16 protein-coding genes and 1 riboswitch are annotated in these 16,624 nt (G+C 62.4%); of the genes, 4 read left to right on the top strand and 12 right to left on the bottom strand.

Translation table 11 applies throughout. The features are described 5' to 3' along the window. Window positions 1-340 precede the first annotated feature (340 nt). From HF257_RS24620 to HF257_RS24585, 8 genes are all read right to left on the bottom strand, one after another. A complete protein-coding gene (locus HF257_RS24620) occupies window positions 341-1,585 on the bottom strand; it encodes an OprD family porin (RefSeq protein ID WP_185710720.1) in 1,245 nt (414 codons plus the stop codon). A 78-nt stretch (window positions 1,586-1,663) separates the two neighbouring features. Then, entirely contained in the window at window positions 1,664-3,049 is a 1,386-nt protein-coding gene (locus HF257_RS24615) for a tripartite tricarboxylate transporter permease (RefSeq protein ID WP_185710719.1), read from the bottom strand. Continuing rightward, a complete protein-coding gene (locus tag HF257_RS24610) occupies window positions 3,049-3,534 on the bottom strand; it encodes a hypothetical protein (protein WP_185710718.1) in 486 nt (161 codons plus the stop codon). The genes HF257_RS24615 and HF257_RS24610 overlap by 1 nt, the downstream gene beginning before the upstream one ends. Window positions 3,535-3,584: 50 nt before the next feature. Next, complete coding sequence (locus tag HF257_RS24605) at window positions 3,585-3,980, bottom strand: hotdog family protein (RefSeq protein WP_185710717.1); 396 nt, start codon at window positions 3,978-3,980, stop codon at window positions 3,585-3,587. Between the two features lie 2 nt (window positions 3,981-3,982). Continuing rightward, window positions 3,983-4,438 (bottom strand): FAS1-like dehydratase domain-containing protein, encoded by a 456-nt coding sequence (locus HF257_RS24600; RefSeq protein WP_185710716.1) that lies wholly within the window; start codon window positions 4,436-4,438, stop codon window positions 3,983-3,985. Continuing rightward, complete coding sequence (locus tag HF257_RS24595) at window positions 4,435-5,661, bottom strand: CaiB/BaiF CoA transferase family protein (protein WP_185710715.1); 1,227 nt, start codon at window positions 5,659-5,661, stop codon at window positions 4,435-4,437. The genes HF257_RS24600 and HF257_RS24595 overlap by 4 nt, the downstream gene beginning before the upstream one ends. 17 nt (window positions 5,662-5,678) lie before the next feature. Beyond that, window positions 5,679-6,575, bottom strand: a complete 897-nt coding sequence (locus HF257_RS24590; protein ID WP_185710714.1) for a hydroxymethylglutaryl-CoA lyase — start codon at window positions 6,573-6,575, stop codon at window positions 5,679-5,681. Window positions 6,576-6,577: 2 nt separating this feature from the next. After that, window positions 6,578-7,864 carry a hydroxymethylglutaryl-CoA reductase, degradative gene (locus tag HF257_RS24585; RefSeq protein WP_185712119.1) on the bottom strand — a complete coding sequence of 429 codons (1,287 nt, stop codon included), beginning with the start codon at window positions 7,862-7,864 and terminating at the stop codon, window positions 6,578-6,580. 134 nt (window positions 7,865-7,998) lie between these two features. On the opposite strand from HF257_RS24585, the gene HF257_RS24580 reads away from it, so the two are divergent. Together HF257_RS24580 and mntP are read left to right on the top strand one after the other, a co-directional pair. Beyond that, a complete protein-coding gene (locus HF257_RS24580) occupies window positions 7,999-9,375 on the top strand; it encodes an aminotransferase-like domain-containing protein (RefSeq protein WP_185710712.1) in 1,377 nt (458 codons plus the stop codon). 39 nt (window positions 9,376-9,414) lie between these two features. Beyond that, a riboswitch (yybP-ykoY riboswitch) is annotated at window positions 9,415-9,586 on the top strand. A gap of 10 nt (window positions 9,587-9,596) precedes the next feature. Further along, window positions 9,597-10,160 carry a manganese efflux pump MntP gene (gene mntP, locus HF257_RS24575; RefSeq protein WP_185710711.1) on the top strand — a complete coding sequence of 188 codons (564 nt, stop codon included), beginning with the start codon at window positions 9,597-9,599 and terminating at the stop codon, window positions 10,158-10,160. 124 nt (window positions 10,161-10,284) lie between these two features. Here mntP and HF257_RS24570 read toward each other — a convergent pair whose 3' ends face one another. Next, window positions 10,285-11,352, bottom strand: a complete 1,068-nt coding sequence (locus HF257_RS24570) for an NAD(P)-dependent alcohol dehydrogenase (protein ID WP_185710710.1) — start codon at window positions 11,350-11,352, stop codon at window positions 10,285-10,287. A gap of 148 nt (window positions 11,353-11,500) precedes the next feature. On the opposite strand from HF257_RS24570, the gene HF257_RS24565 reads away from it, so the two are divergent. Next, complete coding sequence (locus tag HF257_RS24565; RefSeq protein WP_185710709.1) at window positions 11,501-12,319, top strand: alpha/beta fold hydrolase; 819 nt, start codon at window positions 11,501-11,503, stop codon at window positions 12,317-12,319. A gap of 108 nt (window positions 12,320-12,427) precedes the next feature. On the opposite strand, the gene HF257_RS24560 is transcribed toward HF257_RS24565, so the two are convergent. Then, entirely contained in the window at window positions 12,428-13,303 is an 876-nt protein-coding gene (locus HF257_RS24560; protein ID WP_185710708.1) for a LysR family transcriptional regulator, read from the bottom strand. Between the two features lie 129 nt (window positions 13,304-13,432). Here HF257_RS24560 and HF257_RS24555 point away from each other — a divergent pair, with 129 nt between their 5' ends. Continuing rightward, complete coding sequence (locus HF257_RS24555) at window positions 13,433-14,419, top strand: NAD(P)H-quinone oxidoreductase (protein ID WP_185710707.1); 987 nt, start codon at window positions 13,433-13,435, stop codon at window positions 14,417-14,419. Window positions 14,420-14,605: 186 nt separating this feature from the next. Here the strand turns inward: HF257_RS24555 and HF257_RS24550 are convergent, their stop codons facing one another. Next, window positions 14,606-15,724, bottom strand: a complete 1,119-nt coding sequence (locus HF257_RS24550) for an alkene reductase (RefSeq protein WP_185710706.1) — start codon at window positions 15,722-15,724, stop codon at window positions 14,606-14,608. A gap of 78 nt (window positions 15,725-15,802) precedes the next feature. Further along, window positions 15,803-16,480, bottom strand: a complete 678-nt coding sequence (locus tag HF257_RS24545) for a type 1 glutamine amidotransferase domain-containing protein (RefSeq protein WP_185710705.1) — start codon at window positions 16,478-16,480, stop codon at window positions 15,803-15,805. Window positions 16,481-16,624: the final 144 nt, after the last annotated feature.

The following is a 16,624-nucleotide window of genomic DNA, read 5'->3' as shown; positions in this document are numbered from 1 at the left end:
CTCCGGCTTGAATCCGTGGGCCGCCGCGATGGGCCATCCTTGGCCCAGCGCGGCTAACCCGGCGTCCTGCCGGGTTACCCACGGATTCAAGCCTGCGTTCGGCCAGCGTGGTTTAACGGGGCGCTTAAGATCAAGATCAAAAGCCAGAGCCAGAGCCAGAGCCAGAGCCAGAGCCAGAGCCAGAGCCAGAGCCAGAGCCAGAGCAAACCATTATCTATCTGATGTATGGAGATCCAAATGTGGGAGCGGGCTTGCTCGCGAATGCGGTGTGTCAGCCAATGAATGAGTTGACTGACACACCGCATTCGCGAGCAAGCCCGCTCCCACATTTTGAGTAGTGTTACAACAACGACAACGGATAACTGATGATCAACCGGTTCTCATCAAACTCATTGGTACTGAAGTCGCGGCGCAGCGTGGAGTTGCGCCAGCGCACATTCAGGTTCTTCGCCGGCCCGCTTTGTATCACGTAGGCAAGCTCCGACTCGCGCCCCCATTCCTCGCCATCGGTAACCGCACCGACGTGCGCATTGCTGCCCCGGATATACCGGGTCATCAGCGTCAACCCCGGCACACCTTGGGCGGCAAAGTCATAGTCATAGCGCAGTTGCCACGAGCGCTCCTTGGCCGCGTCATAGCTGGAGTTGTAGCTGTCGTTGGCCAGGCTGGTACCGGCGGTGCCGTTGACGCGCATCCAGCCGTTGTCGCCGGACAGGCGTTGCAGGCCCACATAGAAGGTGTGCGCGCCGGTTCTGGCTGAGAGCATGGCCGACAGTGCACGGTTGTCCAGGGTGCCAGCGCGGGCGCTGCCGTTTTCTTCGCCGGAGAAGTACCCAAGGTTTGCACCCAGTACCCAACCGCCTACCGGTTGGCTGTGGATCAGGTTGAAGTAGCGTTGCTGATAGATGTCCGCCAGCACTGAATACCAGGCGCCGACTTGGGTTTTCTTGTCGTTGAACTGGTACTCAGCACCGCCGAAGTTGAAGCGGTCGGAGGTGGCATCCGGGCGGCCGCCCATGAACATGTCCTCCATGCTCGCATCGTTGCGCGGGCTGTTGGCGCGGAACTGGCCGCCGTACAGGGTCAGGCCAGTGATTTCCCTCGAGGTGATCTGCGCGCCGCGAAAGGTCTGGGTCAGCGAGCGACCATCGTCCGAGCGCAGTACCGGCAAGGCCGGCGCCCATTCGCCCGCCTTCAGTTCGGTGTTCGACAGCTTGGCTTTGAGCGCAACCCCAAGCCGGCCAAAATCGTCCGCCGGGCGGCCATCGCCATGCACCGGCAGCAACTGGGTGTTGGCGGTGCCCTTGCCGCCGTCGAGCTTCACCGAGTACAGCCCCAGCACGTCCACACCAAAGCCCACCAGGCCTTCGGTGTAGCCGGAACGCGCGTCCAGGATAAAACTTTGGGTCCACTCCTCGGCCTTGGCCTGGGGGTAGTTGCCATTGACGAAGTTGCGATTCAAATAGAAGTTGCGCAGGTTCAGCGAGGCCTTGCTGTCGTCCAGGAAGCCCTCGGCATGGCTGCTGCCGGCGGTAAGTGCCAGGCACGTGAGTACCACTGGGTTGGAGCGCAAAAGGATCTTCATTTTTATTATTCCTTTTTGGGAGGCGAACGCCTCCCGTCGCAGATAACAGGTATCTGCTGGCTGGTGGGATGGAGGGAGTTAGTTGCCGGTCAACGCGATGATCGCGGGTACCGTAAGCACGGCGGTGTAATAGCCCATGAACTGCACGCCGATGTTGAAGCCCAGGAAGCGTGCGAGGAATCCGCCGAGCAGGCCTATGGTGACAATCACCATCAACCCCAGCAGCCCGCCTTCCCAGATGCCGATCACCAGCACCAGGCCGATAAAGGTCGCGATCACCGCTTCATGGCTGATCTTGCGCACCACAAAGGCCGCCGCGCCGTGGGCGAAGTTCATGGTGAACGGGTACGCCACCAGGATCGCCACGATCACCGCGAGCATGCCGTAGCCGAGGAACTCCCAGGTATTGAGCAGGTTGTGCAGGTTGTTGATCTCGCCGGTGGCGTTGTCGACGAAGAAGCGTGGCGGTGCGTTGAACAGCGGCGCAGCCGGGCCAGCTGCCACAGGGCTCAATGGCAAACCAAAGGCCATCAGTGGGATCAGGGTTTCAGCGATATAGGTGGACTCGGTCACGCCGTTACGCGCAGTAATCACCGTGGTCAGGCGGTCGTAGGCATGCTTGATGCGCGAGCCGATCACTTCGCCCATGATCACGGTCATGGCCACCGGGCTGAACACAAATGTTGCGCTGGAGACGCTGGCGGCCATGGCCGTGACGCGCACCTGGCGTGGGTTGATGACCTTGAACGGGTTGGGGAAATAGCCACTCCAGCCCTTCACGTCCGGGGCCAGGGAAAACACCCGGTATTGGTCGCGACGCATACGCTGGCGCTCGCCGGGGGCCAGCAGGGAAAACAGCGAGGCAATCAGCGGTGCCACGGCGATGCCGAGGAAGTAGCTCACCGACAACTTGACCCCGTACTGCCCGGTCAACGCCTGCAACGCCACGATTACCACCACAAACGGCACCAGGGCCAGCACCGCCGCCCAACGGCCAGCGGAGAAGTAGGCGATGGTAAACGCGGCACACAGGAACACCCACGGTGCGAATTGCTTGATCACCGCGCCGAACGGCGCCAGCAACACCGCGAACAACACCGACAACGGCACCGCGATCAGCGCCGCCACCGCGCCACCGGAGATCATCTTGCGCAGCGCGATATGCGGCACGCCGAGCTTGCGCAGGTAGTTGGCATCCGCCAGCAGCGCCGTGGCCGATGTATCGCCTGGAATCCCCAACAACGCGGTGGGCACGGCATGGGTCATGTGCTTGGCCACGGCGCCGGCGAGGAAGAATGTGAGCACCCCGGCCGGCGGCGCACCCAACAGCACCACCAGCATGGTCAGCGGTGCGAGCGTGGTGGTTTCATCCGTACCGGACACCAGGCCGATGGCGGCGAACACCACCGCGCCCAGCAGCCCGAGGGCGAAGGCCATCATGATTTCGTGCAGTAAGACTTCCATCACCCGCGCCCTCCACTGAGGCTGGCGGTGAGTGCGGTGGCCGGCGTTTCACGCAGGCTTTCTTCACGTGCCTGGGCCTCGCGAAACAGCTCGTACAGTTCCAGCTCGCGCAGTTCGGCAATCACCTCAGCAGACAAGTCTTCCAAACGCCCGAGGCTGCCGTACTCCTTGAGCAGGTCGGCCACCACTTGTTCGCGAAAACCCTGGTCGGCGAGGTTCTCTTGCACGTCACGTTTGGGCGGGAACAGTTTGGCGCTGATCGCCCCGCCCGCCAGGCAGCCGAGGATGCCGATCAACATGGCATAGGCACGGGCCATCTGCGCCGACTCCACCAGGTAGTGCAACAGGTGCTGCGCAGCAAAGTAGGCGCCCAGGCTGACCACGGCGCCAATGCCGATGGACATTGCCAGGTGGCGGCCATCGATGGTGTCGCCCCACACCTCATACAGGTGTTGCTTGTCCGGCGGTAAAAGAGGTTGTTGCATGGTGCCCTCCGGCCCTTTCGGGCTTGTTGTTTTTATAGGGGGGTGAAGCATTAGCCACGGCGGACAGTGGCCCGTCCGACGGTAGTCGCTTGGCCGTGCCTGTTGACAATGCGCAAGGCGAACGTGACGTCTGCCTGCTCAACCGCCTCGACTTCGGCGCAAGCGGTGAGCACATCGCCGAGATAGGCGGCGCGACGGTTGCTGTACTCGAACGCCAGCAATTCATCGTTGGCGCCCATCCAGTCGTAGAGCAATTGGGTCAGCCAGTCGCCCTGCAACGGACCGTCCACCAGCAGCGCCGGGTGACCTTCGCCGTCCTGGGCGTAAGGCAGGTCGTAATGGATGCGGTGGGCATTCCAGATCGCCGCGTTGTACAGGAACAATTGCACGCTATCCGGGGTGTATTGGCGCTCAGGCAGCGCCTGGCCGACTTCAGGAATGGCCATGCTTACCTCGCTATCCGGGTCAGGTGTTCGATCACCAGCGGCTCGCCGGCTTCGTTTTCAAACCGGTTCTCGAACACCAGGAAAATCAACGGGCCGTCGCTGCCCTGTTTCTCGTGAATGTCGACCAGGCTCTGGCGACACACCAGCACGTCGCCGGGATAGATGCGCCCGTGCACCTGGTAGCGGCTGCCACCGGCCAGGATACGTTTGAGCGGCAGCTGCGGCAGCAACGGGTTGTCGGGGCAATGGCCGTCTTCACGCAGTTGGTCCAGGGGCAGCACCGGCATCAGCACGCTGAACAGGAACATCAGCGGCGCTTCGTCACCGGCAAGAAACCGCGCCTGGCGTTGGCCGGTGGCCACGGCGTACTTGCGAATGTCATTGCGGCTGACCTCAAAGCGCACCGGCGGCAAGGCCAGGCCGATGCAACTCATGATCTGTTCGGTGAGCAGGCTCAAATCACACCTCGGGCGACCAGTTCATCGTATTGGTGTTGTTCCAGGCCCAGCCATTGGCGGTAGACCTGCTGGTTATGCTGGCCGACAGCGGGGGCACTGGCGCCCTTCTCCAAGGTGCCGCCGGAGAGTTTGACCGGGTTGCCGAACACCTCGAAATGCGCGCCTTGGCATTCCACACTCACCACCATGTCGCGCTCACGCACGTGGGGGTCTGCAACCACTTCGTCCATGCTTTTGATCGGCGACAACGGGAAGCGGTCGCCGGTCAGGGCTTCCAGTTCGGCCTTGGTGTACGCCGCGCACCAGCCCTCGACGATGGGTTTGACCCGACGCAGGTAAGTGGCCTGCTCGAAGCGCTTGGCCATGGTGTCCAATTCCGGGTCGCTGGCCCATTCAGGCGTGCCGAATGCCTGGCAGGCCTCGCGCCAGAACTTGTCGGTGTAGGCGCCGAAAAACACGAAGCCGTCCTTGCACGCATAGCGCCCGTAGGGTTTGACAAAGGGATGACCATTGCCGGTAGGGCCGACCACCTCGCCGGTTTCGGTGTAGGTGACCAGGGCATTTTCGGTCAGGGAAATGATCGAATCCTGCTGGGACACGTCCACCAGTTGCCCGTGACCGCTGCGCTCGGCCTCACGCAGCGCACCAAGGGTGCCGATGGCCGCATACAGGGCCGCCGACAGGTCACCCAAAACCGTGCCGACGCGCATCGGCTCCTCCACGGTGCCATTCATCGACCACAGCCCGCCGGATGCCTGGGCGCTGCTGTCGAATGCCGGTCGTGAAGAGTTGGGCCCGTGCTGGCCAAAGCCGCTGATGGCGGTGAACACCAGTGCCGGGTTGACGGCCTTGAGCACCTTGTAGCCCAGGCCGAGCTTGTCCATGGTGCCGGGGCGGAAGTTCTCGATCACGATGTCGGCCTTGCCCACCATCTGCAGGAACGTGGCCTTGCCGTCCGGGTGCTTGAGGTCCAGGCACACCGCCTGTTTGTTACGGTTGAACTGGGCGAAGAAGCCGCTGACCGGCGTGTCGCTGCTGCGGCTCATGGGTGGGAATTCGCGGGTCAGGTCCGGGTCGGTGGGGTGTTCGATCTTGATCACGTTGGCGCCCATGTCTGCCAGCAGCATGGCGCAATAGGGGCCTGCGACCACGCGGGTCAAGTCAAGGATGGTCACGCCCTTGAGCGGGCCGAAACCGGCCAGGGTGGTTGCGAGAGGGTTCATGGGTGCTCCACTTTTTGTTATTGGATGCGTGCGCGCAATGCCTTGGCGACCCGCGATTCACCGCTGCGCTGCAGCTGGCTATCAATAAAGACGCCTACCTCGATCAATTTTGCAAGGTCGACCCCGGTGGCAATGCCCTGCCCTTCAAACAGGTACACCAGTTCCTCGGTGGCCACGTTACCGGTAGCGCCCGGTGAATACGGGCAGCCGCCCAAGCCCGACACCGAACTGTCGAACACCCGTACCCCGGCTTGCCACGCGGCCTGCACATTGGCCACCGCCATGCCGTAGGTGTCATGGAAATGCCCAGCCAAGGCACTCATGGGAACCTCGCCGGCACAGGCCTCGATCAATCGGCGCGTCGCATTCGGCGTGCCAGTGCCAATGGTGTCGCCCAAACTGATTTCGTAGCAGCCCATGGCATACAGCGCCTGGGTGACCGTCACCACCTGGGCGACGGGAACCGCGCCGGTAAACGGGCAGCCGAGCACGCAGGATACGTAGCCACGCACCGCGACACCCGCTTTCCGGGCCTTGGCCAACACCGGCTCGAAGCGTTCCAGGCTCTGGGCAATCGAGCAATTGATGTTCTTTTGCGAGAACGCCTCGGACGCCGCCGCAAACACCGCGACCTCCCGACACCCGGCGGCCAGGGCCATGTCCAGGCCTTGCAGGTTGGGCACCAGGACGGTGTAGGTCACGCCCGCACGCGGGCTCACTTGGCGCAGCACTTCATCGGAACCGGCCATCTGCGGCACCCAGCGCGGCGACACGAATGCCCCGGCCTCAATGGTGCGCAAGCCACAATCGGCGAGGCGCTCCACCAGGGCCACTCGGGTGTCCACGGGCAGGCAACGGACTTCGTTCTGCAAACCGTCCCGCGCGCCCACTTCCACCAGCCTGACGGCGTCCATCCTCACTGACCGCGCTTATCGAGCAACAAAGCCCGCGCACTGTCGGCGCGCACGTCGTGGGTCGCGACCATGCGCTCCACCAACCATTGCACTTCATCACCACGGGCACCGGCTGACAGCGCCACATTGCGCGCATGCAACGCCATATGCCCACGCTGGATACCTTCGGTGGCCAGGGCACGCAATGCGCCGAGGTTCTGCGCCAGGCCGACCGCAACGGCGATTTCACCCAGTTCCTGGGCGGTCTTCACCCCGAGGATACGCAGCGACAGTTGCGCCAGCGGATGGGTCTTGGTGGCACCGCCGACCAGGCCCAGCGGCATCGGCATTTCCAGGGTGCCGACCAAATGGCCCTGGCTGTCTTTTTCCCAGGTGGTCAGCGACCCGTAGTGGCCGCTGCGGCAGGCGTAGGCATGGGCACCGGCTTCCACGGCACGCCAGTCGTTGCCGGTGGCGACCACCAGCGGGTCGATGCCGTTCATGATGCCTTTGTTGTGGGTGGCGGCGCGGTACGGGTCGATGGCGGCGAAGGTATAGGCGTCGATCACCCCTTCGATCACGTCTTCACCGCTGTATTCGCTGGTGGCCAGGTGTTCCGGAGCGATGCGCAACTGGGCGCGACACAGGCGCAAGTCCGCCAGGTTGGACAGGATGCGCAGGCGCACTTTGCCGCCGGTGAGGCGTTCCATCAGCGGTGCCACCGCTTCGGCCATGGTGTTGACGGTGTTGGCGCCCATGGCGTCGCGCACGTCGACGATCAGGTGGGCCACCAGCATCGGCCCGCGTGGGCTGTCGGCAAAGGTGTGTACCTCGATGTCGCGGCAGCCACCGCCGAGGGTGTTGAGCAACTGGTCTTTGCTGTTGGCCAGGGCGATGATTTCGTTCTTGTTGCGCAGCAGGCTCAAGCGCGCATTGAACGGGTCGCTGATGCCGATGATCTGCACCTGGGCGCGCATCAGCGGTGCGCTGCTGGAGGTCTGGAAACCACCGGTCGGACGAGTCAGCTTGGCCATGAACGAGGCGGCGGCAACCACCGAAGGTTCTTCCACCACCAGCGGGATCACCACATCGCGGCCATTGATGCGGAAGTTGCTGGCCACGGCGTACGGCAGTTCAAATTTGCCGATGACGTTTTCGATCATGCCGTCGGCGATTTCCAGCGGCAACGCACCGGCGTCGCGCAGCAGCGCCAGGTCTTCATCACTCAGGCCGAGCAAGGGTTGCAGGTGTTCAAGGCGCTGGCTGGGAGACAGGCTGCGGAAATTGGGCAAGCGGGAATCAATCGACATTCAGGGGCTCCTCGAGGAGTCATTTGTTATTGGATGCCGCCAAATTGCCCCATCTGTAGCCTTGAAAGAAGGTACAGTTTTGCCGGACAGTTCGCCGACTGTACCCATAACAAGAACCTACGAGGAATTGCAGCATGTCGCGCCCTACCCTCGCGCAACAGGTGGCCAGCGCCATCGCCCAGCAGATTACCGATGGCGCGCTCAAGGCGGGCGAGAAACTGCCGTCGCTGCGCGAATACATGCGCTTGCATGGGCATTCGAAGAACACGGTGATCACCGCCTACGAGCACCTGGCCGCCGATGGGCTGGTGGAAGCGCGCCATGGCCAAGGCTTTTTTGTGATCAAACGCGTGGCCCACACCAGCGAAGAGGAAGACAGCCTGCCGTACAACCGCGCCCTGGACACCATCTGGATGATGCGCCAGCAATTTGTGCGCGACCCGGGCCATTCCCACCTCGGCGAAGGCTTCCCGCCGGTGGAATGGTTGATGGACATGCGCCTGGACAAGTTCCACCGCCAGGTGGTGCGCGCCGGGGTCACCACGCTGTTTCGCTATGGCACGCGCCTGGGCAACGCCGGGTTGCGCGCGCGGCTGGTGCAAAAACTCGCGGACTACGCGCTGCCCGTTTCGCCCCGGCAACTGGTGACCACCCTGGGTGCCAACCACGCGATGGACCTGATCATCCGCCGCTACCTCAACCCCGGCGACCCCGTGCTGGTGGAAGACCCCGGTTACTACCCGCTGTTCGGCAAGCTGCAATTGCAGGGCGCACACATGTTCGGCGTGCCCCGCGAGCCCGATGGGCCGGACCTGCATGCACTAGAGCAACTGATCAGGGCCCATCGACCGCGCCTGTTCTTTTTGCAGTCCATCGGCCACAACCCCACCGGCTCCGACCTGTCCCCGGCCAAGGCGCACCAACTGCTGCGCATCGCCGAGACGTATGACCTGCTGTTGGTAGAGAACGACGCAATGGCCGACTTCAAACCCAGTTCGGCGATCAAGCTGTCGGCCCTCGACCAACTCAACCGCACGCTTTACGTAGGCAGCTTTTCCAAGTCAGTGTCGGCGGCGTTACGCGTTGGCTTTATCGCTGGCAGCAAGCAGCGTGTCGAAGAGTTGGCGGATATCAAGATGATCCTGCACAACAGCGGCGCCGAATACAGTGAGCGCACCATCGATGTGATCCTCGGCGAAGGCCAGTTCCTGCGCCACCTGTCGCGCCTGCAAGACCGCTTGCGCCACGCCACTGCGCGCGGCCTGGACCTGCTCGACGAACTCGGCGCCGAGGTGTTCTGCCGACCGGAGCAGAGCCTGTACCTGTGGGCGCGCTTCCCGCATATCGAAGACGCCAATGCCCTCACCCGACACTGCCTGACTCAAGGGGTGATGCTGGCGCCAGGTTCGATCTTCTCGACCCACCCCAAAAACACCTCGCCCTGGACCCGACTGAACGTGGCCTACCTGGATGACCCCGTGTTCTGCCGGATCATCCGCGAGTTGCGATAACGGGATTAACAAAATTTTCATGTTTGCCCGCCTATGATCGCCACCCTCGTTGGGGAGTAACCGGCTTCTGACCCTGTTGGAAGCGTTCGTATCAACATATTCGGCAACCTGCCGTGGTACGAACACCGTTTTTCGGTTGGTGAGACCAGCGACATTTCCATGCCTAAAGTCGGGCGCGTGGAAGTGTCGTTGCGTCCCATAGCCCGACTGGAAGCCTTACCGTGAATCCCATTTCCCTGATCCTCCTGGCCCTGGCCATGTCTACCGACGCCTTCGCGGCGGCCATCGGCAAAGGCTCCAGCCTGCACAAACCGCGCCTCACCGAAGCCCTGCGCGCCGGCCTGATCTTTGGTGTGATCGAAGCCATTACGCCGATGATCGGTTGGGCCATCGGCCATGCGGCCACCCGCTGGGTGGAAGACTGGGACCACTGGATCGCCTTTACCCTGCTGGTCGCCCTGGGCTTGCACATGATCTACAACGGCTTCAAGGCCGATGATGAAGACGCCGAGAAACCTACCCAGCACTCGTTCATGATCCTGGCCGTCACAGCCTTTGCTACCAGCATTGATGCGCTGGCGGTGGGCGTGGGGCTGGCGTTTGTCGATGTGAATATTCTGGTGGCGGCTGCGGCGATTGGCTTGGCGACGATGACCATGGTAACCATCGGCATGATGCTCGGGCGGGTGTTGGGGACAGTGGTGGGCAAACGCGCCGAGATGGTCGGGGGTGTGGTGTTGATGTTGGTGGGTGCGACGATTTTGTATGAGCACCTGTCCGTTTAAGGTCAACACATAACCCATGTGGGAGCGGGCCTGCTCGCGAATGCGGTGGGTCAGTTGCCACATCTGTGGCTGATACACCGCATTCGCGAGCAAGCCCGCTCCCACATTGGATTGACGGTGTTTTTTACGCGGCGTGATGCTCTTTTTTCAAACTCTCCATATCAATCACAAACCGGTACTTCACATCCCCCTTGAGCATCCGGTCATACGCGTCGTTGATGCCCTGGATATCGATCATCTCGATGTCCGAGACAATCTTGTGCTTGGCACAAAAATCCAGCATGTCCTGGGTCTCCTGAATCCCGCCGATCAATGACCCCGCAAGGCTGCGGCGCTTGAAGATCAGGTTGAACACCGCAGGCGAAGGGTGCGGGCTGTCTGGCGCGCCGACCAGGGTCATGGTGCCGTCGCGCTTGAGCAGGCTGATGAACGCGTCCAGGTTGTGCGGCGCAGCCACGGTGTTGAGGATGAAGTCCAGGCTGTTGGTGACCTTGGCCATTTCATCAGCATTCTTCGACACCACCACCTGGTCGGCGCCCAGGCGCAGGCCGTCTTCGCGTTTGTTGGGTGAGGTGGTGAACAACGTGACATGCGCGCCCATGGCATGGGCGATCTTTACCGCCATATGGCCCAGGCCGCCAAGCCCGACCACACCGACCTTCTTGCCAGGGCCGACCTTCCAATGATGCAGCGGCGAATAGGTGGTGATACCGGCACAGAGCAATGGCGCCACAGCCGCCAGGTTGGCATCGCCGTGGGAGATGCGCAGCACGAACTTTTCCTTGACCACGATATTGTCCGAGTAGCCGCCAAAGGTGTTCTCGCCCCCGAACATCGGCCCGTTATAGGTGCCGGTAAAGCCGTTTTCGCAGTATTGCTCCTCGCCCTCGGCGCAAGACTCGCACTGTTGGCAGCTGTCGACCATACAACCGACGCCCGCCAGATCGCCCACCTTGAACTTCTTCACATTGGCGCCCACCGCCGTGACGCGGCCGACGATCTCGTGGCCCGGCACCGAGGGATACAGGGTGTTCTGCCACTCGTTGCGCACGGTGTGCAGGTCGGAGTGGCAGACCCCGCAGAACAGGATGTCGATCTGTACGTCATCCGCCCCCGGCGCTCGACGCTCGAAGGTAAAGGGCTTGAGCGAATCCTTGGAGTCCCGAGCGGCGTAGCTGTATGTCTTGGCCATTTTCGTTCACCTGTGTGATCGGACAGTGGAAGTCAGTGGACCAGCATAGACGCTGAACCGTTCAACCGAGCACATGCGTACAAGCCCTTCGTCCGGTTTACCGCAATAGTGAGCCTGAGCTGTTTCGCCCACCCCCAAGGAGTTTTCCATGAGCACATTCGTTGCCAAAGATGGTACCCAGATCTACTTCAAGGACTGGGGCAGCGGTAAGCCCGTGCTGTTCAGCCACGGCTGGCCGCTGGATGCGGACATGTGGGAATACCAGATGGAATACCTGAGCAGCCGCGGTTTTCGCACCATCGCGTTCGACCGCCGAGGCTTCGGGCGCTCGGACCAACCGTGGACCGGCAACGACTACAACACCTTCGCCGACGATATCGCCCAACTGATCGAACACCTGGACCTCAAGGACGTGACCCTGGTGGGCTTCTCCATGGGCGGCGGCGACGTGGCGCGCTACATCGCACGCCACGGTAGCGCACGCGTGGCCGGCCTGGTGCTGCTGGGTGCGGTAACGCCGATCTTCGGCCAGACCGCCGATTACCCGCAAGGCGTGCCCGCCGAGGTGTTCGACGGTATCAAGGCCGGTCTGCTCAAGGACCGTGCGCAGTTCATCTCCGAGTTCAACACCCCGTTCTTTGGCCTCAACAAGGGCCAGGTCGTCTCGCCCGGCGTACTGACCCAGACCTTGCAGATCGCCCTGCAGGCTTCGCTCAAATCGACGGTGGATTGCGTCACCGCTTTCGCCGACACCGATTTCCGCCCGGACATGGCCAAGATCGACGTACCCACCCTGGTGATCCATGGCGATGGCGACCAGATCGTGCCATTCGAAACCACCGGCAAAGTGGCCGCCGAACTGATCAAGGGCGCCGAGCTGAAAGTCTACAAGGACGCGCCCCACGGGTTTGCCGCCACCCACACCCAGGCCTTGAATGAAGACCTGCTGGCGTTCCTGAACCGCTGATTCACCCTCTCCTTATTTTGGCCGGGCTTGCCCGGCCTTTTTTGTTCAGGAAAAACGCGGGTTTACGACAAGACGCCCTGGCCCACTGATTGCAACGGTGTGCTGACCTCACTCCCCCGTGTCAGCGAACGCCGCGACAATCTCATCGATCACCACCCGCACCCGTGCGGTGTGGCGCAGGTCGGCGTGGGTCACCAACCACACGTCATAGGGTGTGGGCCGTACGCGCTCCGGCCACAGGCGCACCAGCCCGTCGCGTTCCCCGGTGCACACCGGGATTTCGCCGATGCCAATGCCGGCAGCGATGGAGCGGCGCACTAGCAGGCTGGAACCCAAGGCAGCGACGATGCGCCCACGGCTGATGGGTTCGGACACCAGGGTGAGGTCTTTTTGGGTTTGCAGGTGGGGTTGATAGACCACCAGGTCGTGACCTTCGAACAAGCGACCCGGTTGTGGCTGGCCGTGACGGTCGATGTAGTTTTGGGAGGCGAACAGCCCCACCGGCCAACGGGCGATGCGACGAGCGATCAGGTCGGGGTTGTCCGGGCGCTGGTTGCGCACGGCGATATCGGCTTCGCGCTTGGCCAGGCTGAGGAACTGGGTGGAAGCTTCCAGTTGCACGCGTACGTCCGGGTGTTTGTCGTGCAAGCGGGCGATGGAGGGGATCAAGAAGTCGATGGCCAGGGAGTCAGTCGTGCTGACCCGAACGGTGCCAGTCAGGCGGTCATCCAGGCCTTGGATCTGACGCTGCAGCTCAAGTGCCGAGCGCTCCATATTCTCCACCGACAGCAAAGCCGCCTCGCCAACGGCAGTCAGTACATAACCCTCCGAGGTGCGCAGGAACAACGTCGCACCCAGGGATTTCTCCAGGCCATTGATGCGCCGACCAACGGTGGCCTGGTCCACTCCCAGCACCCGTGCGGCGCCACGCAACGTGGACTCGCGGCACACCGCGAGAAAGACCCGTGCATCGTCCCAGTTCATGTGGCTCTCCAGTGATGCATTTTCGCATCAGCATGACGAAAAATCGCAGCATTATTGCATCACGATTACCCGCTATGCTGATCGCCATTGCAAATACCGTCATACATTCACCGTTACAGGACTCGCACAATGACCCTGCCAACCGACATGACCCTGATCGAAATCACCACTCCCGGCGGCCCCGAGGTGCTCAAGCCGCGCCAGGTGCCCGTGCCCTCCCCGGCGGCCGGCGAGATTCTGATCCGCGTGCACGCCGCCGGGGTCAACCGCCCCGATGCCCTGCAACGGGCAGGCACCTACCCGATGAAACCCGGCATGAGCCCGTACCCCGGCCTGGAAGTGGCCGGTGAAGTGGTGGCATTGGGCGAAGGCGTCAGCGCCTATGCCCTCGGCGACAAGGTCTGCGCGCTAACCAACGGCGGCGGCTACGCCCAGTACTGCACGGTGCCTGCTGGCCAGGCGTTGCCGATTCCCGAGGGTATGCAGTGGATTCAAGCCGCCGCGATCCCGGAAACGTTCTTCACCGTCTGGGCCAACCTGTTCGGCCTCGGCGGCGCGCATAAAGGCCAGCGCGTGTTGATCCATGGCGGTACCAGCGGCATCGGTACCACCGCGTTGATGCTGTGTCGCGAGTTCGGGATCCAGGCGTTTGCCACCGCTGGTAGCGAAGACAAATGCGCGGCGATCCGTGCGCTGGGTGCCGAAGCGATCAATTATCGCCAGCAGGATTTCGTCGAGGTCATCAGCGAACAAGGTGTGGATGTGATCCTCGACATCATGGGCGGCTCCTACCTCAACAATAACCTCAAGGCCCTGGCCATGGACGGGCGCCTGGTGATGCTGGGCTTCCTCGGCGGCGCCAAGGCCAACGAGGTGGACTTGCTGACCATCCTCGGCAAACGCGCAATCGTCACCGGCTCGCTGTTACGGGCGCGGACCCGGGATGAGAAAGCCGAAATTGCCGAGCAACTGCGCGAACACGTTTGGCCGGTGCTTGCAGCAGGGCGCTGTCTGCCGATGATCGACCAGGTGTTTGACTATACCGAAGCGGATAAGGCCCATGCGCGGATGGAGGGCGGGGAGCATATCGGGAAGATTGTGCTGCGGGTGATCTAGCAACACCGCAAATCCCCTGTGGGAGCGGGCTTGCTCGCGAAGGCGGCGTGTCAGCCGACACACATGCAAGCTGACCCACCGTCATAGCAGGCAAGCCAGCTCCCACATTTAGCTTTGTGCCAGGTCCGAAAAATGGGTGCATCGCTGATCCCACACTTGACCTGCTTTGTATTGAAGACCGGGTTTCTAGCGGAATGTCGGGTAGTCGGTGTAGCCCTGCTCCGAACCACCGTACATCCCTTCCGCCCGCAGCGGGTTCAGCGGCCAGCCGTTGAACAGTCGCTGCGGCAGGTCTGGGTTGGCAATGAACGGTCGGCCAAATGCGATCAAATCCGCCAGCCCTGCGCTCACCAGTTTCTCGCCGCGCTCAGCGGTGTAGCGCCCGGCATAGATGATCCGCCCGCTGAACGTCTCGCGCACGGCTCGGCGAAAGGTTTCCGGCAGTTCGGGGGCGTTGTCCCAGTCCGCTTCGGCGATGGAGACGTAGGCGACGCCCGCCGCTTCCAGCAGCTTGATGGCTTCGATATAGGTGGTGTGCGGGTCTTCTTCCACCAGTCCGATGTACACGCGGTCCTGGTCGGTGCCGCTGAACAACGGTGAAAAACGCACGCCCAACCGCTCTGCGCCCACTGCATCGCTCACCGCCTCGACGATCTCCCGCAGAAAACGCAGGCGATTATCCAACGAGCCGCCGTACTCGTCGTCGCGGCGGTTGGCGTGGGCCGAGATGAACTGGTTGACCAGATACCCGTTGGCCGAGTGAATCTCCACGCCATCAAACCCAGCGGCAATGGCATTGCGCGCCGCCTCGGCGTACAACCCGACCAATTCCTTGACTTCACGCGTACTCAACGCACGCGGCACCGGCGGTTGCACCAGCTCACCCGCGCCTGGCGCAGTTTCGATAAAGGCCTTGGCCTGCAAAGGCGCGATCGCCGACGGCGCGACCGGTGCCGCTCCGTCGGGCTGCAAACCGGGATGAGACACACGCCCCACGTGCCACAACTGGGCAAAGATCACCCCGCCGTCGGCGTGCACCGCGTCGGTGACTGTGCGCCAGCCGTCGACTTGCGCGGCGTTGTAGATACCCGGCGTCCACGCGTAGCCCTGGCCACGCGGCTCGATCTGCGTGCCTTCGCTGACCATGAACCCGGCACTTGCGCGCTGGCGGTAATACTCGGCCATCAGGTCGGTGGCAATATCACCGGGTTGGGCGCTGCGCTGGCGAGTCAGCGGGGGCAGGACGACACGGTTGTTCAGGGTGTGTCGGCCCAGTTTTACCGGGGTGCTTAAAACGTTTGTCATGTGCGGTTTTCCAAATCCGGGACGAGCAAAAGCATTGGCGACTCCTGAGAGTCGCCAATCAATAACGGGTTAACTGATTTAGGCGGTGAGTTTCAGCAGGGCCTTGGCCACATCGCTGGAGCTGCCAGGGTTCTGGCCGGTAACCAGCAGGCCATCGACGATCACGAAGGATTGCCAGTCGGCGCCCTTCTCGTAATTGCCGCCGAGTTTCTTGAATTCATCTTCAACCAGGAACGGCACCACATCGGTCAACTCCACCGCCGCTTCTTCCGAGTTGGAGAACCCGGTCACACGGCGGCCCTTGACCAACGGTTCACCGTTGACTGCCTTGACGTGGCGCAACACGCCCGGTGCATGGCAGACAAAACCGATGGGCTTGCCGGCGCGCTCAAAGGCTTCGATCAGCGCGATGGAAGTGGGCGATTCCGCCAGGTCCCATAGCGGGCCATGGCCGCCTGGGTAGAACACTGTGTCGAAGTCACCTGCGTTGACCGCGTCCAGCTTGAGCGTGGAGGCAAGGGCTTGTTGGGCGGCTGGGTCGGCAGCGAAGCGGTGGGTCTGTTCGGTCTGGAAGTCCGGCAGGTCGCTGACCGGGTCCAGCGGTGGCTGGCCACCTGCCGGGGATGCCAGCACGATCTCGGCACCGGCGTCCTTGAATGCGTAATAAGGTGCGGCAAATTCTTCGAGCCAGAAGCCGGTCTTGCGGCCGGTGTTGCCCAACTGATCGTGAGAGGTCAATACCATCAATACTTTCATTGTCGAGTGCCTCGGGATGAGTGTGGGTTGAAGCTTAGGAGCCGGGGCGTGTTGTCACAACGTCATATCCGCAAGGTTTTCGGACATGCCCGATGGCAGTTGCCGTTTGCCCACGAGCCGCCGACAATCCCCCCTCCCACACCC

It is taken from the genome of Pseudomonas cremoris (genome assembly GCF_014230465.1).
This window is presented reverse-complemented; position numbering and strand designations above follow the sequence as displayed.

Bases quoted from the DNA above. Each gene is read 5' to 3' on its own strand.
- HF257_RS24620 (WP_185710720.1), bottom strand. From the start codon at position 1,585: ATGAAGATCCTTTTGCGCTCCAACCCAGTGGTACTCACGTGCCTGGCA.
- HF257_RS24615 (WP_185710719.1), bottom strand. From the start codon at position 3,049: ATGGAAGTCTTACTGCACGAAATCATGATGGCCTTCGCCCTCGGGCTG.
- HF257_RS24610 (WP_185710718.1), bottom strand. From the start codon at position 3,534: ATGCAACAACCTCTTTTACCGCCGGACAAGCAACACCTGTATGAGGTG.
- HF257_RS24605 (WP_185710717.1), bottom strand. From the start codon at position 3,980: ATGGCCATTCCTGAAGTCGGCCAGGCGCTGCCTGAGCGCCAATACACC.
- HF257_RS24595 (WP_185710715.1), bottom strand. From the start codon at position 5,661: ATGAACCCTCTCGCAACCACCCTGGCCGGTTTCGGCCCGCTCAAGGGC.
- HF257_RS24590 (WP_185710714.1), bottom strand. From the start codon at position 6,575: ATGGACGCCGTCAGGCTGGTGGAAGTGGGCGCGCGGGACGGTTTGCAG.
- HF257_RS24585 (WP_185712119.1), bottom strand. From the start codon at position 7,864: ATGTCGATTGATTCCCGCTTGCCCAATTTCCGCAGCCTGTCTCCCAGC.
- HF257_RS24580 (WP_185710712.1), top strand. From the start codon at position 7,999: ATGTCGCGCCCTACCCTCGCGCAACAGGTGGCCAGCGCCATCGCCCAG.
- HF257_RS24570 (WP_185710710.1), bottom strand. From the start codon at position 11,352: ATGGCCAAGACATACAGCTACGCCGCTCGGGACTCCAAGGATTCGCTC.
- HF257_RS24565 (WP_185710709.1), top strand. From the start codon at position 11,501: ATGAGCACATTCGTTGCCAAAGATGGTACCCAGATCTACTTCAAGGAC.
- HF257_RS24560 (WP_185710708.1), bottom strand. From the start codon at position 13,303: ATGAACTGGGACGATGCACGGGTCTTTCTCGCGGTGTGCCGCGAGTCC.
- HF257_RS24555 (WP_185710707.1), top strand. From the start codon at position 13,433: ATGACCCTGCCAACCGACATGACCCTGATCGAAATCACCACTCCCGGC.
- HF257_RS24550 (WP_185710706.1), bottom strand. From the start codon at position 15,724: ATGACAAACGTTTTAAGCACCCCGGTAAAACTGGGCCGACACACCCTG.
- HF257_RS24545 (WP_185710705.1), bottom strand. From the start codon at position 16,480: ATGAAAGTATTGATGGTATTGACCTCTCACGATCAGTTGGGCAACACC.